This is a genomic window from Flindersiella endophytica (genome assembly GCF_054779015.1).
This window is the reverse complement of the sequence record NZ_BAAGYY010000019.1, coordinates 389,744-409,341: the sequence shown is the minus strand read 5'-3', so window position 1 is coordinate 409,341 and position 19,598 is coordinate 389,744. Positions and strand designations below refer to the sequence as shown.

The window sequence follows — 19,598 nt, the reverse complement described above, 5'->3', positions numbered from 1 at the left end:
GCCAGCCGGCAGGGCCGCTTCGGTCAAGCCGTCGCGGCGCGGACCCAGCGGGCCAGGATGTCGGCGGCCGCGCCGGTGTCGATCGCCTGCGCCGCCCGCGAAGCGGCGTCGCGCATCCGGTCGACGACAGCGCCGCCCGTACCTTCGTACGCCACCAGCGCCGCCGCCGTGTTGAGCAGCACCGCGTCGCGTACGGGGCCCTGCTCGCCCGCGAGCAGGCGCCGGGTGACGTCGGTGTTGAACGCGACGTCGCCACCCCGCAGAGCATCGGCCGGCGAGTAGGCGAAGCCGAGCTCGGCCGGGTCCAGCGAGACCTCCCTGACCGCACCGTCGTGGACCACCCACATCCGCGAACTGGTCGCCGTGGTCAGCTCGTCGAGGCCGTCGTCACCGCGGAAGACCAGTGCGTCGGCGCCGCGGCCGGCGAACACGCCCGCGACCAGCGCCGCCATCCGCGGGTCGGCCACGCCGACCGCCTGGGCCTGCGGCCGCGCCGGGTTGGCGAGTGGCCCGATCACGTTGAACGTCGTCGGAACGGCCAGCTCGCGGCGCGGCGCGGCGGCGAACCGCAGCGCGGGGTGGAACCGGGGCGCGAAGCAGAACGTGATCCCCACCTCGTCGGCCAGCTCGGCCACCCGCTCGGGTTCGAGGTCGAGGGGTATGCCGAGCGACTCGACCAGGTCGGCCGCGCCGCACAGCGAGGACGCCGAGCGGTTGCCGTGCTTGACGACCTTGGCGCCGGCTCCGGCGGCCACGATCGCCGACATCGTGGAGATGTTGACGGTGTGAGCGCCGTCGCCACCCGTGCCCACGACGTCGACCGAGCGGTCCGGAACGGAGATGGTCACCGCGTGCTCGTACATCGCCCGGATCAGGCCGTCGAGCTCCTCGACCGTCTCCCCCTTCACCCGCAGCGCGACGGCGAAGCCGGCGATCTGCGCGGGCGTGGCGGAGTCGGACAGGATCTCGCCCATCGCCCACGCGGTCTCGTCGATGGTCAGGTCCTGGCCGGCGACGAGCGTCGCCAGCACGTGCTTCCAGGTCGGCTGCGGCCGATCCGCCATCGCGGGCCTCCATGAACGAGAACTTGACGAAGCACACCCTAGTGCCCCGTGTGACGGCTCACCGCTCCATCCGCGAATGACCACGTTAACCACGGCTTTGGCTGGTTAACGTGGTCATTCGCGCCTCGCCACGCATTTCGCCCTTCGCCACGCCAGTAGGTGCTTCGCCACGCCCCGGGGCGTGGTTAACCCGCCAATTGCGTGGTTAACGTGGTCATTCGCGCCGAGCGGGGGCGGCGGTGGGTGGTGTGGGAACGCTGAGCGTGGTCAGGCGGTCGCGGGCAGTGCCGCCTGCCGCTGCTTTGCCAGTTCGACGACGGCCTTGGCCAGTGCCACGGCGTCCAGCGGGTGCGGCAGCGCCGCCTCCGCACGCGACCAGGTGGCCAGCCACGCATCCTGCGGACGCCCGGTCAGCACCATGATCGGCGGGCAGCGGAAGATCTCGTCCTTGAGCTGCCTGGCCAGGCCCATCCCGCCAGCCGGGACGGCCTCGCCGTCGAGCACCAGGACGTCCAGCCCACCAGCGTCGACGGCCTTCAGCACCGCCGGCTGGGTCGCGCACTCGACGTACTCGAACGGACCGAGGTCCTTCACGGGCCGCTTGCCGATCGCGAAGCGGACCTTGTCGCGCACGTTACGGTCGTCGGAGTAGACCAGGACCCGGACGGGGCGCGGGCTCGTCTCGTTGGCGTCGCTCACGACAGTGATCGTACCGAGGACGATGTCACGTCGAACGGCTTGGTCTCGTCACAGTTGTCGTGAGTGTCTCCTCTGTGTTCTGTGCGTGTTCGTCAGACCCCGCCTGTGCACACGGCGCGCCGGTCGCAGGGGGTACCACTACGACGTGTAGGACCTACCGACATAATGACGTTCGTGGCGACCGCAACCGTAGAGCCAACGGCACGCTTCCACGGCCACCCCAACCGCCCCTCCATGGTGAGCGTGGGGACGATCGTGTGGCTGGCGAGCGAGCTCATGTTCTTTGCCGCGCTATTCGCGGCGTACTACACAATTCGGGCGGTGTCGCCGGAGTTGTGGGCGCAGGAGACCGAGAAGCTCAACCTGCAGTTCGCGTCGATCAACACGACGATCCTGGTGCTGAGCTCGGTGACCTGCCAGATGGGCGTGTTCGCGGCCGAACGCGGACAGCTCGACCGCACCGGCAGCCTTCTCAGGCCCCTCAGCTGGGGTCTGCGCGAGTGGTTCGTGCTCACCTACGTGATGGGCGCGTTCTTCGTCGGCGGCCAGGTCTACGAATACTCCGAGCTGGTCGCCGAGGGCGTGACGATCTCGTCCTCCGCGTACGGCTCGGTCTTCTACCTCACCACGGGCTTCCACGGCCTCCACGTGACGGGCGGGCTCTTCGCGTTCCTGTTCGTGCTCGGACGGACGTACATGGCCCGGCGCTTCACCCACGAGCAAGCGATCAGCGCGATCGTCGTCAGCTACTACTGGCACTTCGTCGACATCGTGTGGATCGGACTTTTCGCGACCATCTACATCATCCAGTAGGTAGTAGGACGGAGCGGGCGTGAGATTTCTGTCAGCCCGGCGGCGGCATCCACTCGCGGGTGTGGTCGTCATGCTGTTCGCCCTCGCCGCGTTCGGCGGGCTGTACGCGATCGCGGCACCCTCGACGAAGGCGTCGGCGGAGGCCGCACAGTCAACACAGGTCGAAGAGGGCCGCAAGCTGTTCGCCGTGAGCTGCTCGACCTGCCACGGCCTGAACGGCGAAGGCGGGACCGAGGGACCCTCGCTGATCGGCGTCGGCGCTGCCGCGGTCGACTTCCAGGTCGGCACCGGCCGGATGCCGGCGCAGCAGCCTGGACCCCAGATGCAGAAGAAGACGCCGGTCTTCAACGACGAGGAGATCGCGGCGCTGGCCGCCTACGTCGCCTCGCTCGGACCTGGCGCCGCGATCCCGGACAAGGCCGAGTACGACACCGAGGGTGTCACCGACGCCGAGATGGCCGAGGGCGGCGAGCTGTTCCGGACGAACTGCTCCGGTTGCCACAACGTCGTCGGCAAGGGCGGTGCGCTCCCCTGGGGTAAGTCCGCGCCCAACCTCGACGGCGTTACGCCGCGGCACGTCTACGAGGCGATGCTGACGGGACCACAGCAGATGCCCGTCTTCGGCGACAGGACCATCCACCCTGAGGACAAGCGGAAGGTCATCGCCTACCTCCAGGAGGTCCAGGACCAGCCCAAGGCCGGCGGCTTCGACCTCGGTGGGCTCGGGCCGGTGACCGAAGGTCTGTACGGCTGGCTCTTCGGAATCGGCGCACTGATCATCGCGACGGTCTGGATCGCCGCGAAGGGAACGAAGGTCAAGCGATGAGCGAAGTGCAGCACAAGGAGCACTCGGCTGAGCTGGCCACCACCAATGGCCACGCCCCCGGCGACCCCATTCCCGACCCGGGTCTGGAGCCGCACCTCCCCCGTATCACCGACGTCGACGACAAGGCCGCCAAGCGGGCCGAGCGGCAGGTGGCCGGCATCTTCGGCCTGGCCGCTCTGCTCCTGGTCGCGTTCGTCGTCGCCTACTTCGCGGTGCCGAAGGAGGCTTCGTTCCTCGGGCTCGGAGCTTCCAACCTGGCACTCGGCGTCACGATCGGCCTGGCGCTGCTGCTGATCGGCGTCGGCGCCGTCCAGTGGGCCCGGCGCCTGATGGCCGACCAGGAGATCGTCGAGGAACGCCACTCGGCCAGCTCGACCTCCGAGGACCGCGCCGAGGCGCTGGACATCCTGCAGCAGGGCGCCGACGAGAGCCAGATCGGCCGTCGCAGCCTGATCCGGCGTACGTTGATCGGCGCGCTCGCGCTGCTGGGGCTCCCGCCGATCATCCTGTTGGCCGACCTCGGCCCGCTGCCGGGCAACAAGTCGGCACACACGATCTGGCGCCGCGGCACCCGGATCCTCAACGACATCACGTTCCGGCCGCTCAAGCCGGAAGACCTCGAGCTCGGCGCGCTGGTCAACGCCGTTCCGGCCAACCTGCTGGACCTCGAAGAGGGCAAGGAGCGCAACAACGCCCGCGCCAAGTCGCAGGTGCTGCTGATCCGGATGAGCCCGAACGAGATCAAGGCCCGGGAGAACCGCAAGACCTGGACCGTCGACGGCATCATGTGCTACTCCAGGGTCTGCACCCACGTCGGCTGCCCGGTCAACCTCTACGAGCGGATCACACACCACACGCTGTGCCCCTGCCACCAGTCCACGTTCGACCTCTCCGACAACGGCCGGGTGGTCTTCGGTCCTGCCGCGCGCTCTCTGCCGCAGCTGCCGATCATGGTGGACTCCGACGGCTATCTGGTGGCGCAGAGCGACTTCACCGAACCGATCGGGCCGAGTTACTGGGAGCGCGGATGATCGAAAGCAAGGCGATCGCCAAGCCCGTCGAGTTCCTCGATGAGCGCCTCGGCATCGCCAAACTGAGCAAGGGCCTGCTGCGCAAAGTCTTCCCGGACCACTGGTCGTTCCTCCTGGGCGAGATCGCCCTGTACAGCTTCATCATCCTGTTGCTGTCCGGCACGTTCCTCACCCTGTGGTTCAAGCCGAGCATGCAGGAAGTGATCTACGACGGGTCGTACGCGCCGATGGTCGGGCAGCACATGTCCGAGGCGTTCGCGTCCACGCTGGACATCTCGTTCGAGGTGCGCGGCGGCCTGCTGATGCGGCAGGTCCACCACTGGGCGGCGATCCTGTTCGCGGCGGCGATGACCATCCACATGCTGCGGGTGTTCTTCACCGGCGCGTTCCGCAAGCCACGTGAGCTCAACTGGATCATCGGCGCGATCCTGATCCAGCTGCTGTTCGTGGCCGGCCTGACGGGTTACTCGCTGCCTGACGACCTGCTGTCCGGCACCGGCCTCCGCTTCGTCGAGGGTCTGGTCCGGGCCGTGCCGGTGGTCGGAACGTACCTCTCGTTCTTCATCTTCGGTGGCGAGTTCCCGAACGACGTGATCATCCCGCGGATGTACCCCGTGCACATCCTGCTGATTCCGGGCCTGATCCTGGTCCTGATCGCGGTGCACATCGGGCTGGTCGTCTACCACAAGCACACGCAGTACCCCGGGCCTGGGCGGACCAACAGGAACGTCGTCGGATACCCCGCGCTTCCGGTGTACGCGGCCAAGGCCGGCGGCTTCTTCTTCATCGTGTTCGGCATCACCGCTCTGATGAGCGCCACGATGCAGATCAACCCGGTCTGGGTGTTCGGGCCGTACGTTCCGTCGATGGTGGGTGCCGGCACACAGCCGGACTGGTATCTCGGCTGGGTCGAGGGCGGGCTGCGCCTCATGCCCAACTGGGAAACCCATCTGTGGGGCTTCACGATCAGCTGGAACATCGCGGTGCCTGGCCTGGGCCTGATGGGCCTGCTGGTGACGGCGATGATCCTGTACCCCTTCATCGAGCAGTGGGTCACCGGCGACAGGCGCGAGCACCACGTCCTGGACCGTCCGCGCAACCAGCCGACGCGTACCGCGTTCGGTGTGGCGGCGATGACGTTCTACGGCCTGCTGTGGGTCGGTGGTGGCAACGACATCATCGCCACCCACTTCCACATCGCGATCAACCACATCACGTGGTTCCTCCGGTTCGCGATCTTCGTCCTGCCGGTGATCGCGTTCATGGTCACCAAGCGGATCTGCATCGGGTTGCAGCGCAAGGACAAGGCCGAGGTCATGCACGGCCGCGAGACCGGCATCGTCATGCGGCAGCCGAGCGGCGAGTTCATCGAGGTGCACGCAGCGCTGGAGCCGGAGCACGCGTACGCCCTCACCGCTCACGAGCGGCAGGTGCCGATCGACCCGGCCGAGTCCGTCGACGAGCACGGTGTGGAAGCGCCGGGCGGTCCGCTGCGCAAGCTGCGGGTCCGCGCGTCCCACTTCTACTTCCGCGACGACGTGCAGAAGCCGACGGTCGAGGAGCTCGAGGCGGCACACTCGCACGGCCACGCCGACGAGGTACACGCCGAGCTCCCAGACGGTGACGGCCACCCGGTCGGCCAGGTCGAGGCGGGCTCCGGCAAGAAGGTCGCCAGCACGACCGACTAGTTCTCGTACCCAGCAGGAGGGCACCCGGCGGCTTCGGCCCCGGGTGCCCTTCGCTTTGGCGTGTGGTTACTGAATACCGGTGTAGGCGACCGACGACATGGTCGTCGGCGAGGCCGCGCCGGACGGCTCGTAACAGACCACATCGCGGATGATCGCCGAGTTGCCGCCACCGACGCCCCAGGGCGCCAGCAGGCCGCAGTACTGCGGTCCGTCCCCGAACGAGGTGACCGTGACGTGGCTCGGGAACATGCCGACGCACGTGAACTCCAGCAGGCGCAGGCCGAGGCCCGCGGAGATCACGGAGTTGGCGCAGCCCAGGTTGTTGTAGCTGGTCGGGCTGGGAGCGCAGGTGCCGGTGTCGAGGCAGTACGCGAACAGCCTCGGCGGATACACGCCGAGGATCGAGCGCTGGAGCGTGTAGCTCAACGTCCAGTTGGTGTCGAGGAGACTGCCGGCAGCGTCGCGGCAGCTCACCAGGAGCTCCTGGGAGGCGGCCGCAGGCCACCAGTTCGTCACCTTGCACCGTGCGCCCATCGCCGCGTTCACAGCCGTCACCTGGACGTTGCCGGCCCGGGTGGCCGCGCCGAAGCCCTGGATGCTGGCCCGCCACATTCCGGGCACCACGGGCGTGACGACGTTGGCTCCCCCACTCGAATTGAACGACGAGAGCAGCCCGCCGGCCGGATTGGTGTGGACGTAGGCGTGGCCGCCCGGCGCGGGCTCGCGAGTGCCGGTCAACACCACGCTGAAGTTGGTCGGCGCGAGGACGCCGCCTGGCCGGTAACAGTCGACCCGGACGAGCTCGTCGGCGGCGACCTGTGCCCAGGCGCGGACCTGACACCAGTTACCGGCGCCGCTGATCGCGGTCACATGGACGACACCCCGGGGAGCGCCCACGCCGGGAAATCGGACCTCGTACTGCCCGCCGAAGGCAGCGGTCAGCTGAACGACAGCGCCGGAGCCGGTGGCCTGGCGCTGCAGGTCGGGCAGTGGCCCGAGGACGGAGGTGTTGACGTGGGCGAAGCCCCATGGCTGTGGAGCGGCCTGCGCTGGTCCGGCCGATGCCGCCAGCGTGCCGGCTGTGCCGGCCAGGGTGAGAACGGAAGCGGCGAGCCCGAGGGCCAGTCGCCGGAGCGTGAGTTGCGGTGAACGCGGTGAGCCGCGCATGTGTCCCCCTGTTTGACGATGCGATGAAACTGTCCGAGAGCGCGTCGCTTCCCCGCCTCGCTGGGTTACAGCAGAAAGTAACTCAGCGTTTCGCGGCATAACAGGCTGTAGACGGACAGGAATCGGCAACCAGGACAGTCCGTTTCACCGATTTCCACGCACCTCGAAGTAGGGGGTTTCGGCGCATTCCCCCAGCCTGGTTTCGTCCCTGCCGGGGCCGCACAGGCCGCCGTACGCTCCGAGCGCTTATTCGAGACGCCCAGAACCAAGCGCTCAGAAAGGGGCACGTCATGGCGTTCTCCAGGCGCCGGCTGCTGCTGTCCGGAGCCGGCCTCGGCTTGATCGGGATCGCTCCACAGGCAGTCCGACGCGTCGCATTCGCTGCTCCGTTGCCCGGTGGCAGCCTGGATCCTCGAACGATTCCAAAGTACGTCACCGCGCTACCGCTTCCCAGACCCATGCCGGCCAGCGGAACCACGGGCGGTGGAAGCATCGACGTCTACCGGATCGCGGTCCGGCAGTTCACCCAGCAGATCCTGCCCACGGGCAGCCCCGCCACGGCTGTGTGGGGGTACGGCTCGATCGACGCCTCGGGCACGTTCCGGGCGCCGGCGCGCACGATCGAGGCGACCGCGGGACGTCCGGTACGGATCACCTGGCTCAACCAGCTGGTCGACGGGTCAGGCAGGTACCGGCGGCACCTGTTGCCGGTCGACCCCACGCTGCACTGGGCCAACCCGCCGGGCGGCGCCACGGGGCGCGACTCCAGGCCCGAGTTCACCAGCACGCCCGGCGCGTACACCGGGCCGGTCCCGACCGTCACCCATGTCCACGGTGCCCACACCTCTGACGACAGCGACGGGTATCCGGAGGCCTGGTACCTGCCGCCCGCGCGCGACATCCCTTCCGGGTACGCCACCGTGGGCTCGTTCTACAGCCGGTTCCGGTCGACCGCGGAGGCGCGTACGGGAGCCGCCTGGCCGGCCGCGGGCGCGGTCTTCCAGTACCCCAACGACCAGCGTGCGACGACGTTGTGGTTCCACGACCACACCCTCGGCATGACCCGGGTGAACCTGCACGCCGGGCTGCACGGGCTCTACCTGCTGCGTGGCGGTGGCGGCGACCTGCCGGCCGGCGTTCTCCCCGGCCCGGCACCCAGGGCCGGCGATCCGGCCGGCACGGCGTACCACGAGATCCCGCTCGTCATCCAGGACAAGTCGTTCAACTCCGACGGCTCGCAGTTCTTCCCCGCCGGCCGCGGGTTCTTCGGCGACGTCGACCCGGATGGGCCGTTCATCCCCGACAGCGAGATCCCGCCGATCTGGAACCCGGAGTACTTCGGCAACACGATCGTGGTCAACGGCCGGACCTGGCCGACGCTGACCGTCGAGCCGCGGCGCTACCGGTTCCGGGTGCTCAACACCTGCAACACCAGGGTGTTGTTGCTCAAGGTCGCGGCGAACCCGCTGGCGCAACGGCCGGTTGCCGCCGCCCTCCCCTGCTGGCAGATCGGCTCCGACGGCGGTTTCCTGCCGGCGCCTTCGCAGCAGGCGACCGTACGGCTCGCGCCCGCCGAGCGTGCCGACGTGATCGTCGACTTCACAGGCGTACGGCAGGGCACCGCGCTGTACCTCGTCAACGAAGGGCCGGACGAGCCGTTCGGTGGCGGGGAGCCCGGCACCGACTTCGACGCCGCGGATCCGGGCACGACCGGACAGGTCATGCGGTTCGTGGTGGGCACGCGGACCGGGGCGGACGGCAGTACGCCGCCTGGCCGGCTGACGTTGCCGAGCGCGCCGCGACTGGGTGCCGCCAGTCGTACCCGGTCACTGTCGTTGAACGAGCTCGAGGACGAGTCGATCGAGGCGCCTACCTCGGGGCGGCTCGGCACGACGAACGCCGACGGCAGCCCGAATCCCATGATGTGGGGCGACGAGCTGACGGAGAACCCCGCCGTGGGCGCGACCGAGCTGTGGGAGCTCGGCAACTTCACCGAGGACGCGCACCCGATCCACGTCCATCTCGTGCAGTTCGAGGTGGTCGACCGGCGGAGCGCCGACGGGGTGGTCCGCGGCCCGGACAGCTGGGAGACCGGCACCAAGGACACCGTGGTCGCGCTGCCCGGTGAGACCACCCGGATCAAGGCGAGGTTCGACCTGGCGGGGCGTTACGTCTGGCACTGCCACATCATCGACCACGAGGACAACGAGATGATGCGGCCGTACCAGGTCGGCTGAGCACCGGCCACCGGCCGGACAAACGAGCTGGGGCCGCCCGGATCTCCGGGCGGCCCCAGCCGTGGCTGTTTTGACGACGGATTTGGGGACGGACGACTAGGCGAGCGCCGAGCCGGCCTTCCAGTTTTCCCAGCTCATGTTCCAGTCGCCGAAGCCGTTGCCCGTGACCGGCATGCGTTCGCCGGTGCTGATGACCTCGATCGGGTCGCCGATGTGGGCGATCTGCCAGATCCACTTGGAGTTGGGGACGTTCATACCGACACAGCCGTGGCTGACGTTGCGCTTGCCCTGCGAGGCCACCGACCAGTCGGCGGTGTGCAGGAACTCACCGCTCCACGTCATGCGCAGGCCGTACGGCGCGACCAGGTCGTATTCCTCCGGAGCAGCGATCGCCTCGTTCTTGAACCGGATGTTGGTGCGGCGCTCGAGGACCACCTTGGTGCCGCTGCGCGTCTCCCACCCCTTCTTGCCGCCGGTGACGGGGATGCTGCGCGCCTTCTTGCCGTCGATGTAGACGTTCAGGTGGTGGGTCTTGAGGTTGACCTTGAAGATGATGGCCTTGTCGATGGTGAACGTGCGGACCTTGTCCTTGATCCCCCACGCACCGTTGCCGTTGTTGGCGCCCTTGGTGTTGACCTTCAGCGTCACCTTCGTGTGGGCCGGCCAGTAGGTCTTCGGGCGGTAGTGGACCTCTTCGGAGGTGAACCAGTGCCAGGCGCCCTCGACCGGCTTCGACGTCTCGATGACGAGGCGGCGCTCCAGGTCGGCCCGCGCCGAGCTCGCGATCGGCTCGCTGAACTTCACGACGATCGGCATGCCCACGCCGATCGTGGTCTTGTCGAGGGGCGTGATGTCGGTGCCGAGCGTCTTGGCCGGCTTCAGCGTGCGGAAGCTCTGGCTGACCTTGGAGCTCAGGCCGGCGGAGTCCTTGGCCTCGGCCTTCACCTGGTAGCTCGTCTCGGGAGACAGGATCTGGCTCGCGGTCCACATCGTCCGCTGGGCGTCGAACTGGCCCTCGACCTCTTTCCCGGCCTTGTCGGTGACCGCGACGCTGGAGAGGGTTCCACCGGTGACGCCGACCTTCACGACGGAGTCGAGCTTCACGTCGTCGGCGTCCTTGGCCGGCAGGACCGTGATCTTCGCCTGCGGCGTCGGCTTGGGCGCGGGCTTCTTGTCGTCCTGCTTCGACGAGCCGCCTCGGCCACCCGGTTCGTCGCTTGCCGCCACTGACGCGCCATCATCAGAGCAGCCGGGAACAAGCACCAAGGCAGCCGCCGCCGCGATCGCCGCGCCGAACCGCCGACGGTCCATCATTCCCGCCCCCACCTTCGTCATTCCCCTACCCCCAGATAGAGCACTCGCTGGTTAGAGAACCAATTCACCTTCACGACCAATGGACGCGTTGAACCGTGGCAAACGTTGCCCGGCTTGTCCAAGCTTGGCCTTTCCCTGGCGCCCACCAGAGTAACCGACGCAACCGACAAACCAGCGACCGCCGCGCACCTCGATCCCCCTCCAGGATCGTGGTACGCGGCCGGCCGCCGGTCCGGTCAGAGACCGGTGAGTCTCAGTGCGCGTGTTCGCCTCGGTAGTACTCGAACACGAAGCCGAGCAGCGACACCACGCCGAACCCGACGCCGATGATGAACAACCACCAGCCCACAGCGATCCCGAGCGCCGCAACCGCGAACGAGGCGGCGCACCACAGCGGCCACCAGCTGTAGGGGCTGAAGAAACCGAGCTCGCCGGCGCCTTCGGCGATCTCCGCGTCGTCCCGGTCCTCGGGACGCGCGTCCATCCTGCGGGCGATCATCAGCAGGTAGAAGGCGATCAGCGCACCCAGCAGGGTGGTCAGGACCAGCGCGGCCGTACCCGTGACCTCGTGCGAAACGAACCAGTAGACCGGAGTCACGACGGCGAAGAACACCGTCAGGATCGCGATCAGGATCCCTTCGACCTTCACTTGTCCTTGCCCTTCTCATCGGACCGGGCCTTGCCCGCGACTTCCTCGAGGTGTTCCTCGCGGCCTTCCTGGCTGGAGGTGTCTGACCCAGGAAGCCCGTTCGCCTGCTTCAGCTCGAGCAACGCGATCTCGGGGTGCTTGAGGTCGAACGCCGGGCTCTCGGAACGGATCCGCGGCATCGAGGTGAAGTTGTGCCGTGGCGGCGGGCAGGAGGTCGCCCACTCCAGCGAGCGGCCCCAGCCCCACGGGTCGTCAACCTCGACCTTGCGGTTCTTACGCGACTGGATGACGTTCAGGATGAACGGGATCGTCGACGTGCCGAGCAAGAACGCGCCGATCGTCGACACCATGTTGAGCGTGGTGAAGCCGTCCTCGACCCGGTAGTCGGCGTACCGCCGCGGCATGCCCTCGACACCGAGCCAGTGCTGGACCATGAACGTCAGGTGGAAGCCGAAGAACAGCGTCCAGAAGTGGATCTTGCCGAGCGTCTCGTTCAACATCCGCCCGGTCATCTTGGGCCACCAGAAGTAGAAGCCCGCGAACATCGCGAACACGACCGTGCCGAACACGACGTAGTGGAAGTGCGCCACGACGAAGTAGGTGTCGGAGATGTGGAAGTCGAGCGGCGGCGACGCCAGGATGATGCCGGTCAGGCCGCCGAACAGGAACGTCACGAGGAAGCCGATCGCCCACAACATGGGAGTCTCGAACGTCAGCGAACCTCGCCATAGTGTTCCGATCCAGTTGAAGAACTTGATGCCTGTCGGTACGGCGATCAAGAACGTCATGAAGGAGAAGAACGGTAGGTTGACGCTTCCCGTCACGAACATGTGGTGCGCCCACACCGCCACCGACAGCGCGGCGATGCCGAGCGTCGCCATGATCAGCGTGGTGTAGCCGAAGATCGGCTTGCGGCTGAACACCGGCAGGATCTCGGTGATGATGCCGAAGAACGGCAACGCGATGATGTAGACCTCTGGATGCCCGAAGAACCAGAACAAGTGCTGCCACAGCAGCGCACCTCCGCTGGTCGGGTCGAAGACATGCGCCCCGAGCCTGCGGTCGGCCTCCAGCATCAGCAGCGCGCCGGCCAGGATCGGGAACGCGATCAGCACCAGCAGGCTCGTCACCAGGATGTTCCAGGTGAAGATCGGCATCCGGAACATCGTCATGCCGGGTGCGCGCATACAGAAGATCGTCGTGACGAAGTTGACGGCACCAAGGATCGTGCCCAGACCGGCCAGATAGAGCCCCATCACCCACAAGTCGCCGCCGACGCCCGGTGATCGGGTCACGTCGGTCAGCGGGGAGTAGGCCGTCCAGCCGAAGTCGGCCGCGCCCTGCGGCGTGATGAACCCGGACAGCGTGATGATTCCGCCGAACAGGAACAGCCAGTAGCTGAACATGTTGAGCCGTGGGAACGCGACGTCCGGCGAGCCGATCTGCAGCGGCATGATGACGTTGGCGAAGCCGACGAACAGCGGCGTCGCGAACAGCAGCAGCATGATCGTGCCGTGCATCGTGAAGAGCTGGTTGAACAGCTCCTCACCCTTCGCCTTGCCGAGCACCTGCATGCCCGGCTTCGCCAGCTCGGCGCGCATGATCATCGCCATCGCGCCGCCGATCAGGAAGAAGACGAACGACGTCGTGAGGTAGAGATGACCGATCAGCTTGTGGTCGGTGGTGGTGAGGACGTTCACCACCTTCTGGCCGAGCGTCCGCTTGCGTTCCGGCTCCGCCGCGACCGTCGTCGCGCCCTGCGGGCGTTCAATCGAAATCGTCATTGGTTGGTTCCTTCGCCCTCGGCAGCCGCGGCGTCCTGAGCGTTCTCGTGGCCCGGCTGGACCCACGGCGCACCCTCGGCCTGTCCGGTCTGGCCGCGTTCCTTCAGGTCGGCGAGGTGCTGTTGGTACTCGGCCTTGCTGACCACGTGCACCTCGAACAGCATCCGCGAGTGGTAGGCGCCGCACAGCTCGGCGCACTTGCCGTCGAAGACGCCTTCCTTGGTCGGCGTGAACTCGAAGTAGTTCGGCTTGCCCGGGATGACGTCCATCTTGAACAGGAACGCCGGCACGAAGAAGGAGTGGATGACGTCCGGCGTGGTCAGCGTGACGCCGACCCGCTCGTCGACCGGGAGGTAGAGCGTCGGAAGGTCGGCCGGAGTGCCGGTCTCCCAGGTGCCCTCTTCCTTCGGCTGGCCCTTCTCGGTGTAGTTGAACGTCCACGCCCACTGCTGCCCGACCGCGTTGACCTGGTAGGTCGGCGGGTTCGTCTTGTCGACGTGCAGGATGGCGTTCTGGTCTCGCACGGTGAAGAAGAACAGCACCGCGATGATGATGAACGGGACCACCGTGAACAGCGTCTCGATCGGCACGTGGTAGCGCGTCTGCGCGGGAACGGCCTCACTGCGCTTGCGGTAGGCGATCACCGACCAGATGATCAGGCCCCACACCAGGACTCCGACCGCCAGCGCCGCGATCCAGGTGCCCTGCCAGAGGCTCAGCGCGTGGTCGGCCCGGTCGGTGGCGGGCTCGGGCATACCGACCCGCTTCCACTCCGCCGCGGACTGGGCGGAGCAACCACTGCCGAGGAGCAGCGCCACGGCCGCCAGCGACACCATGCCCAGTCCAGTGCGCAGTCCGGTCTTGCGGCCGGACCGCCGTTCCGCGACTCTGCCAGCTGTAGTGCCAGCCACTGGATGACCAGCGTTCGAACCCACGAAGACGCCCTTCTCCGGATTGACTGCCGAGCTTCAAAGCCGGACAGCACCATATCGCCCGGCTGTGCCCCGGCTGGGCTCGCCCCGCCGTATCTCCTACACCGTGTCGTTGACGGCTTCGGCCGTGTTCCCACGGTGACGGCCGGCGACGACCCGTGGAGGCACCTCGGTGTCTACGCCGAGATACCTCCAGCTTTCGTCGAAGGCGTGCGGGTTACGGGTGATTGCGGCTGGTTGCGGCTGGTTACGGCTTGGGGCAGCGCAGGTGCGGGCGGACGTCGGCCTCGGCATCGTCACCGTAGGTGGCGGCCACCCGGGCGAGGAACGCCTCGGTCGACAGCTCGTACTCCTGCGGGCCGTCGGCCTCAATGACGTAGGCGGCCAGCACGCAGCCGATCTGGGCGGCGCGCTCGAGCGGGAGGCCCCAGCTCAGACCCGCGAGGAACCCGGCCCGGAACCCGTCGCCGACACCGGTCGGGTCGACGGCCGCCGCGATCGGGGCGGCGCTGACCTGGATCGGCGGCTCGCCCTTGCGGTCGATGCGGACGCCCTTCTCCCCCAGCGTCACCACGCGGATCTCGACCTTGTCGAGGATCTCGGCGGCGCTCCAGCCGGTCTTCTGCTCGGTGAGCGCGGCTTCGTACTCGTTGGAGAAGAGGTAGGTGGCGCCGTCGATCAGCGGCCGGATCAGGTCGCCACCGGCGAACGCGAGCTGCTGCGACGGGTCGGCGGCGAACTTGTAGCCGCGCTGCTTGCACTCCTCGGTGTGGCGCAGCATGCCCTCGGGGTCGCTGGCGCCGATCAGCACCAGGTCGAGCCCGCCCACGCGGTCGGCGATCGGCTTCAGCTCGATGTTGCGGGTCTCGGCCATCGCGCCGGAGTAGAACGTCGCGATCTGCGCCTGCGTCTGGTCGCTCGTACAAATGAAGCGCGCGGTGTGGTTGACCTCGGAGACGTGGACCGACTCGCAGTCGACGTCATGGCGCTCCAGCCACGAGCGGTAGTCGTCGAAGTCCTCGCCGACGGCGCCCACCAGGATCGGCTTGAGGCCGACGCAGCCCATCCCGAACGTGATGTTGCCGGCCACGCCGCCCCGCCGGACGTCGAGCTTGGTGACGAGGAACGAGAGCGAGAGCTTGTCGAGCTGGTCGACGACAAGCGAGTCCTTGAACCTGCCATCGAACGTCATCAGGTGGTCGGTCGCGATCGAGCCGGCTACGGCAATGCGCACGGGAGAACCCTCCATCGACTGGCTTGCGAAGTGGCCAACCCTACCGATCGGGCTCCTGGTCGCTGACCGGTATCGGAACCGTCGCGCGGGGGGCGTGCGTCCGAGCTGACGTGATGCTACGAAACCGGCCACGCTCGGTGGCGACGATCCAGGCGGCGGTGCTGACGGCTGTGCTGGCCGTGGCAGTGCTGTTGGTCGCGTCGTGTGGTCGTGACGTGGCTACTTTGGAGGCTACGCCGGGCCCGAGCGATCCGGCCACGTCCACGCCGACGACCACGGGACCGCCGATGACGGAGCGACCCAGCCTGCCGTCGAAGAAGCCGCGCGACCCGAACGTGAAGCGGACGTACGTCATCAAGTCCGCCAACGTGGACAAGAGGGACGCCCGGAAGGTGGAGGTGACGTACGAGGTGCCGACGCCGTGCTCGCCCGCCCTCGACCGGGCGGCGGTCGTGGAGGAGCCGGCCTCGGTGGTGGTGACGCTGCATGCGCGGCAGGTCAACACGAAGGACCAGCCGATGTGCGCCCAGGTCATCCAGGAGCGGACGACCACGGTGACGCTGGACGAACCGCTGGCCAACCGCAAGCTGATCGACGGAGCCACCGGAGTCACGGTCGTCGGCTGACCGGGCTCGTACGCCGCCCTCGCTCCCCCTGGTTCTGCCCTGCCCTCGCCCTCTGACTCTCCCCCCGGCCTCTCTCTGCTCCGTCTTCGCCCCGCCTCGGCCTGCCCGTCCTCGCCCTGGCTCCGCGCTAATGACCACGTTAACCACGCTTTTGGCTGGTTAACGTGGTCATTGGCGGTTCGCCACGCCAGTAGGTGCTTCGCCACGGCCCGGGGCGTGGTCAACCAGCCAAAAGCGTGGTTAACGTGGTCATTGGCGCGGATCAGAGGGTTGGCGCGGCCCACTCGGGGCCGTCGGGGAAGGCGAAGCGGCGCAGGGTCTCCGGGTGCATCTCGGCGCTGAATCCCGGCGCGGTCGGCGCGACGTACGCTCCGTCGCGTACCACCACCGGGTCGACGAAGTGCTCGTGCAGGTGATCCACGAACTCCACCACCCGGTCCGGCTGGTGCCCGCCGACCGACACCTCGTCCCACATCGCGATGTGCTGGACCAGTTCGCACAGCCCGACCCCGCCCGCGTGCGGGCAGACCGGCACGCCGAACTTCGCCGCGAGCAGCACGATCGCGATGTTCTCGTTCATCCCGCCGACCCGCGCCGCGTCGAGTTGCAGCACGTCGATCGACTCGGCCTGGAGCAGCTGCTTGAAGATCACCCGGTTCTGCACGTGCTCCCCCGTCGCGACCTTGATCGGTGCGATCTCCTTGCGGATCGCGGCGTGGCCGAGTACGTCGTCGGGCGACGTCGGCTCCTCGATCCACCACGGGTCGAACTCCTGCAGCTGCTTGACCCAGTTGATCGCGTCCGCCACGTCCCAGCACTGGTTGGCGTCCATCGCGATCCGGATCCCGTCGCCGACCGCCCTGCGCGCGACCGAGAACCGCCGCCGGTCGTCGGCGAGCTCTCGTCCGACCTTCAGCTTGATCTGCCTGAACCCCGCAGCAACCGCTTCCCGCGACAGCCGGTCGACGGTCTCGTCGTCGTACCCGATCCAGCCAGGCGTCGTGGTGTACGCCGCGATCCCGCCGGCCCGCAACGCCGCCTCTCGCGAGGCCTTGCCGGATTCGGCCGTCCGCAACAGGTCGAGCGCCTCCTGCGGTGTCAGCGCGTCGGACAAATACCGCCAATCGACCAGCCCGACGACCTGCTCCGGTGTCAGGTCGACCAGCAGCTTCCAGACCGGCTTGCCGGCCCGTTTGGCCGCCAGATCCCATACGGCGTTGACGATCGCGCCGATCGCCATGTGCATGATGCCCTTCTCCGGGCCCAGCCAGCGAAACTGCGAGTCGTAGACCAGCTCGTGGTAGATCAGCCCCAGGTCACCACAGATCTCCTCGACCGAACGGCCGACCAGCGCCGGCGCGAGCGTACGGATCGCAGCGCACTGCACCTCGTTGCCGCGGCCGATCGTGAACGCGAAGCCGTGCCCGTCGGGCCCGTCGCTCGCGCGCAGGACGACGTAGGCCGCCGAATAGTCAGGATCCGGGTTCATGGCATCGGAGCCGTGCCCGCCTTTCGACGTGGGGAACCGCACGTCGTGCACATCAACTGCGACGATGGTGGTCACACGATCTCCTTCAAGTCCGCCGAAGGGCATTTTCCTATAGGATCCCTGAGGCTGGCAAACGCGGAACCAGGAGGGTCCCGTACACATGACGGACAGTGCGACTTCGGGTATGCGGTCGGATCACGGTCGCGCCACCCAGCGGAATCGGCTGGGACGCAGCGACGTCGAGGTCACCCAGTTGGGCCTGGGTACGGCGCCGATCGGTGGCCTGTTCACCCATGTTGCGGACGATACGGCGCACGCCGTGGTGCGCGCGGCACTGGATGCCGGGCTCAACTACGTCGACACCGCTCCGCTCTACGGATACGGCATCTCCGAGCAGCGGGTGGGCGCCGCGTTGGCCGATGTTGGCCGCGACAGCTATGTTCTGTCGACCAAAGTCGGACGCCTGATCGTCGAGACCAAGGCCACCGACGAGAGCTGGAACCGCGACGGGTTCGCCGACGCCAGGCCGTCGGAGGCGATCTACGCCTACAGCCCCGACGACGTACGCCGGTCGCTGGAGGAGAGCTTCGAGCGGCTCGGGCTGGACCGGGCCGACGTCGTCTACATCCACGACCCTGACGACTACGAAGAGGAAGCGCTTACCTCCGCCTATCCCGCGCTCCACGAGCTGCGTTCGCAAGGGGTCGTGCGCGCCATCGGCGTCGGCATGAACCAGTCGCGGATCCCGACCCGATTCGTTCGCGAGACCGACATCGATGTGGTCCTGCTGGCCGGCCGCTACACGCTGCTCGACCAGTCCGGCGCCGAAGACCTGCTGCCGGCGTGCGTCGAGCGCGGCGCGAGCATCGTGATCGGCGGCGTCTACAACTCCGGGCTGCTGGCCGGCGGCACGACGTACAACTACGCGCAGGCTCCCGAGGAGCTCGTCAAGCGGGCGCGGCAGCTGGGCGCGATCTGCGAGTCGCACGGCGTCCCGCTGAAGGCCGCCGCGATCCAGTTCCCGCTCGCGCATCCGGCGGTCGCGTGCGTACTGACCGGCGCGCGCAGCGTCGACGAGCTCGACGAGAACCTCGCGATGATGGGGTACGACATCCCGGAGGCGCTCTGGAGTGACCTGGCCGCGGCTGGGGTTGCGCGCCCATGAGCGACCCGGTGACCAACAAGGTCGACGCGCACCACCACGTCTGGGACCTGTCCGTACGCGACGAGCCGTGGATCGACCCCGAGTCGATGGCGCCGATCCGGCGCTCGTTCGGGCTCGACGACCTCGCGCCGGTGGCCTCGGCTGCCGGGGTCTCGGCGACGGTGCTGGTGCAGACGCTGGGCGAGGTCGAGGAGACCCGGGAGTTCCTGGCACTGGCGGCCAAGAGCTCCCTGGTCGCGGCCGTCACGGGCTGGGTCGACCTCACCGCGGCGTCGGTGGCCGACACGCTCGCCTCGCTGGCCGAGGGCGAGGGCGGCGCTTGTCTGCGCGGCATCCGCCACGGCGTCCAGTCCGAGCCCGATCCGGAGTGGCTGTGCCGGCCGGAGGTCCAGCGCGGCATCCGGGCGGTCGGCTCGGCAGGTTTGCTCTACGAGCTGCTGACGATCCCGGTCCAGCTGCCGGCGGCGGTGCGTACGGTCGCGGCGCTGCCCGACGTGCCGTTCGTCCTCGACCACTGCTCCAAGCCCGTCATCCCGTCGGGCGAGCTCGAGCCGTGGGCGGGGCAGATCCGGTCGCTGGCGGCGCTGCCGAACGTGTCGTGCAAGCTGTCCGGGCTCGTCACCGAGGCCGCCTGGGACGGGTGGACGATCGACCAGCTGCGGCCGTACGTCGAGGTGGTTCTGGAGGCGTTCGGCACCGACCGCGTGCTGTGGGGGTCGGACTGGCCGGTCTGCCTGCTGGCGTCGTCGTACGAAGGCTGGGCGTCGACCGCCGAGTCGTTGACGGCCGGCTTCTCCGACGATGAGCGTTCGGCGATCTTCGGTGGCAATGCACGGCGGGTGTACAGGCTGACGGTCTGACGAAATCGGCTGGCCCGCGG

17 protein-coding genes are annotated in these 19,598 nt (G+C 68.1%); 8 read left to right on the top strand and 9 right to left on the bottom strand.

The genetic code is table 11. The annotated features are described in order from the left end of the window. Window positions 1–23 precede the first annotated feature (23 nt). The gene (gene trpD, locus ACYVF6_RS22540; protein ID WP_460524451.1) at window positions 24–1,064 is read right to left on the bottom strand and encodes an anthranilate phosphoribosyltransferase; all 1,041 of its coding nucleotides are present in this window, start codon (window positions 1,062–1,064) and stop codon (window positions 24–26) included. Window positions 1,065–1,331: 267 nt separating this feature from the next. Then, complete coding sequence (locus ACYVF6_RS22535; protein WP_460524450.1) at window positions 1,332–1,763, bottom strand: hypothetical protein; 432 nt, start codon at window positions 1,761–1,763, stop codon at window positions 1,332–1,334. A gap of 165 nt (window positions 1,764–1,928) precedes the next feature. On the opposite strand from ACYVF6_RS22535, the gene ctaE reads away from it, so the two are divergent. Genes ctaE through qcrB form a run of 4 tightly spaced genes read left to right on the top strand, consistent with a single transcriptional unit; the run spans window position 1,929 to window position 6,121 of the window. Next, window positions 1,929–2,576, top strand: coding sequence for a cytochrome c oxidase subunit 3 (gene ctaE, locus ACYVF6_RS22530; RefSeq protein ID WP_460524449.1), 648 nt, complete (start codon window positions 1,929–1,931; stop codon window positions 2,574–2,576). A gap of 19 nt (window positions 2,577–2,595) precedes the next feature. Continuing rightward, window positions 2,596–3,402 carry a cytochrome bc1 complex diheme cytochrome c subunit gene (gene qcrC, locus ACYVF6_RS22525; protein ID WP_460524448.1) on the top strand — a complete coding sequence of 269 codons (807 nt, stop codon included), beginning with the start codon at window positions 2,596–2,598 and terminating at the stop codon, window positions 3,400–3,402. Continuing rightward, on the top strand, window positions 3,399–4,433 hold the full coding sequence (gene qcrA / locus ACYVF6_RS22520) for a ubiquinol-cytochrome c reductase iron-sulfur subunit (RefSeq protein WP_460524447.1): 1,035 nt from the start codon (window positions 3,399–3,401) through the stop codon (window positions 4,431–4,433). The genes qcrC and qcrA overlap by 4 nt, the downstream gene beginning before the upstream one ends. Beyond that, window positions 4,430–6,121 (top strand): cytochrome b, encoded by a 1,692-nt coding sequence (gene qcrB / locus ACYVF6_RS22515; RefSeq protein WP_460524446.1) that lies wholly within the window; start codon window positions 4,430–4,432, stop codon window positions 6,119–6,121. The genes qcrA and qcrB overlap by 4 nt, the downstream gene beginning before the upstream one ends. A gap of 66 nt (window positions 6,122–6,187) precedes the next feature. Here the strand turns inward: qcrB and ACYVF6_RS22510 are convergent, their stop codons facing one another. Continuing rightward, window positions 6,188–7,288 (bottom strand): hypothetical protein, encoded by a 1,101-nt coding sequence (locus ACYVF6_RS22510; protein WP_460524445.1) that lies wholly within the window; start codon window positions 7,286–7,288, stop codon window positions 6,188–6,190. A 290-nt stretch (window positions 7,289–7,578) separates the two neighbouring features. Here ACYVF6_RS22510 and ACYVF6_RS22505 point away from each other — a divergent pair, with 290 nt between their 5' ends. Continuing rightward, complete coding sequence (locus ACYVF6_RS22505; protein WP_460524444.1) at window positions 7,579–9,525, top strand: multicopper oxidase family protein; 1,947 nt, start codon at window positions 7,579–7,581, stop codon at window positions 9,523–9,525. Between the two features lie 96 nt (window positions 9,526–9,621). Here the strand turns inward: ACYVF6_RS22505 and ACYVF6_RS22500 are convergent, their stop codons facing one another. The 5 genes from ACYVF6_RS22500 to ACYVF6_RS22480 form a co-directional block, all read right to left on the bottom strand. Beyond that, entirely contained in the window at window positions 9,622–10,839 is a 1,218-nt protein-coding gene (locus tag ACYVF6_RS22500; RefSeq protein WP_460524442.1) for a L,D-transpeptidase, read from the bottom strand. A 253-nt stretch (window positions 10,840–11,092) separates the two neighbouring features. After that, entirely contained in the window at window positions 11,093–11,488 is a 396-nt protein-coding gene (locus tag ACYVF6_RS22495; protein WP_460524440.1) for a cytochrome c oxidase subunit 4, read from the bottom strand. Then, window positions 11,485–13,272 carry a cytochrome c oxidase subunit I gene (gene ctaD / locus ACYVF6_RS22490; RefSeq protein ID WP_460524438.1) on the bottom strand — a complete coding sequence of 596 codons (1,788 nt, stop codon included), beginning with the start codon at window positions 13,270–13,272 and terminating at the stop codon, window positions 11,485–11,487. The genes ACYVF6_RS22495 and ctaD overlap by 4 nt, the downstream gene beginning before the upstream one ends. Continuing rightward, the gene (ctaC, locus tag ACYVF6_RS22485; protein WP_460524436.1) at window positions 13,269–14,183 is read right to left on the bottom strand and encodes an aa3-type cytochrome oxidase subunit II; all 915 of its coding nucleotides are present in this window, start codon (window positions 14,181–14,183) and stop codon (window positions 13,269–13,271) included. The genes ctaD and ctaC overlap by 4 nt, the downstream gene beginning before the upstream one ends. Before the next feature lie 268 nt (window positions 14,184–14,451). Continuing rightward, the gene (locus ACYVF6_RS22480; protein WP_460524434.1) at window positions 14,452–15,438 is read right to left on the bottom strand and encodes a carbohydrate kinase family protein; all 987 of its coding nucleotides are present in this window, start codon (window positions 15,436–15,438) and stop codon (window positions 14,452–14,454) included. Window positions 15,439–15,551: 113 nt separating this feature from the next. On the opposite strand from ACYVF6_RS22480, the gene ACYVF6_RS22475 reads away from it, so the two are divergent. Further along, the gene (locus ACYVF6_RS22475) at window positions 15,552–16,064 is read left to right on the top strand and encodes a hypothetical protein (RefSeq protein ID WP_460524432.1); all 513 of its coding nucleotides are present in this window, start codon (window positions 15,552–15,554) and stop codon (window positions 16,062–16,064) included. 262 nt (window positions 16,065–16,326) lie between these two features. On the opposite strand, the gene ACYVF6_RS22470 is transcribed toward ACYVF6_RS22475, so the two are convergent. Further along, window positions 16,327–17,628, bottom strand: coding sequence for an enolase-like domain-containing protein (locus tag ACYVF6_RS22470; RefSeq protein WP_460524430.1), 1,302 nt, complete (start codon window positions 17,626–17,628; stop codon window positions 16,327–16,329). 85 nt (window positions 17,629–17,713) lie between these two features. On the opposite strand from ACYVF6_RS22470, the gene ACYVF6_RS22465 reads away from it, so the two are divergent. Next, on the top strand, window positions 17,714–18,718 hold the full coding sequence (locus ACYVF6_RS22465) for an aldo/keto reductase (RefSeq protein ID WP_460524428.1): 1,005 nt from the start codon (window positions 17,714–17,716) through the stop codon (window positions 18,716–18,718). Further along, window positions 18,715–19,578 (top strand): amidohydrolase family protein, encoded by an 864-nt coding sequence (locus ACYVF6_RS22460; RefSeq protein ID WP_460524426.1) that lies wholly within the window; start codon window positions 18,715–18,717, stop codon window positions 19,576–19,578. Before ACYVF6_RS22465 ends, ACYVF6_RS22460 begins: the two co-directional genes overlap by 4 nt. The last annotated feature ends 20 nt before the right edge of the window (window positions 19,579–19,598 follow it).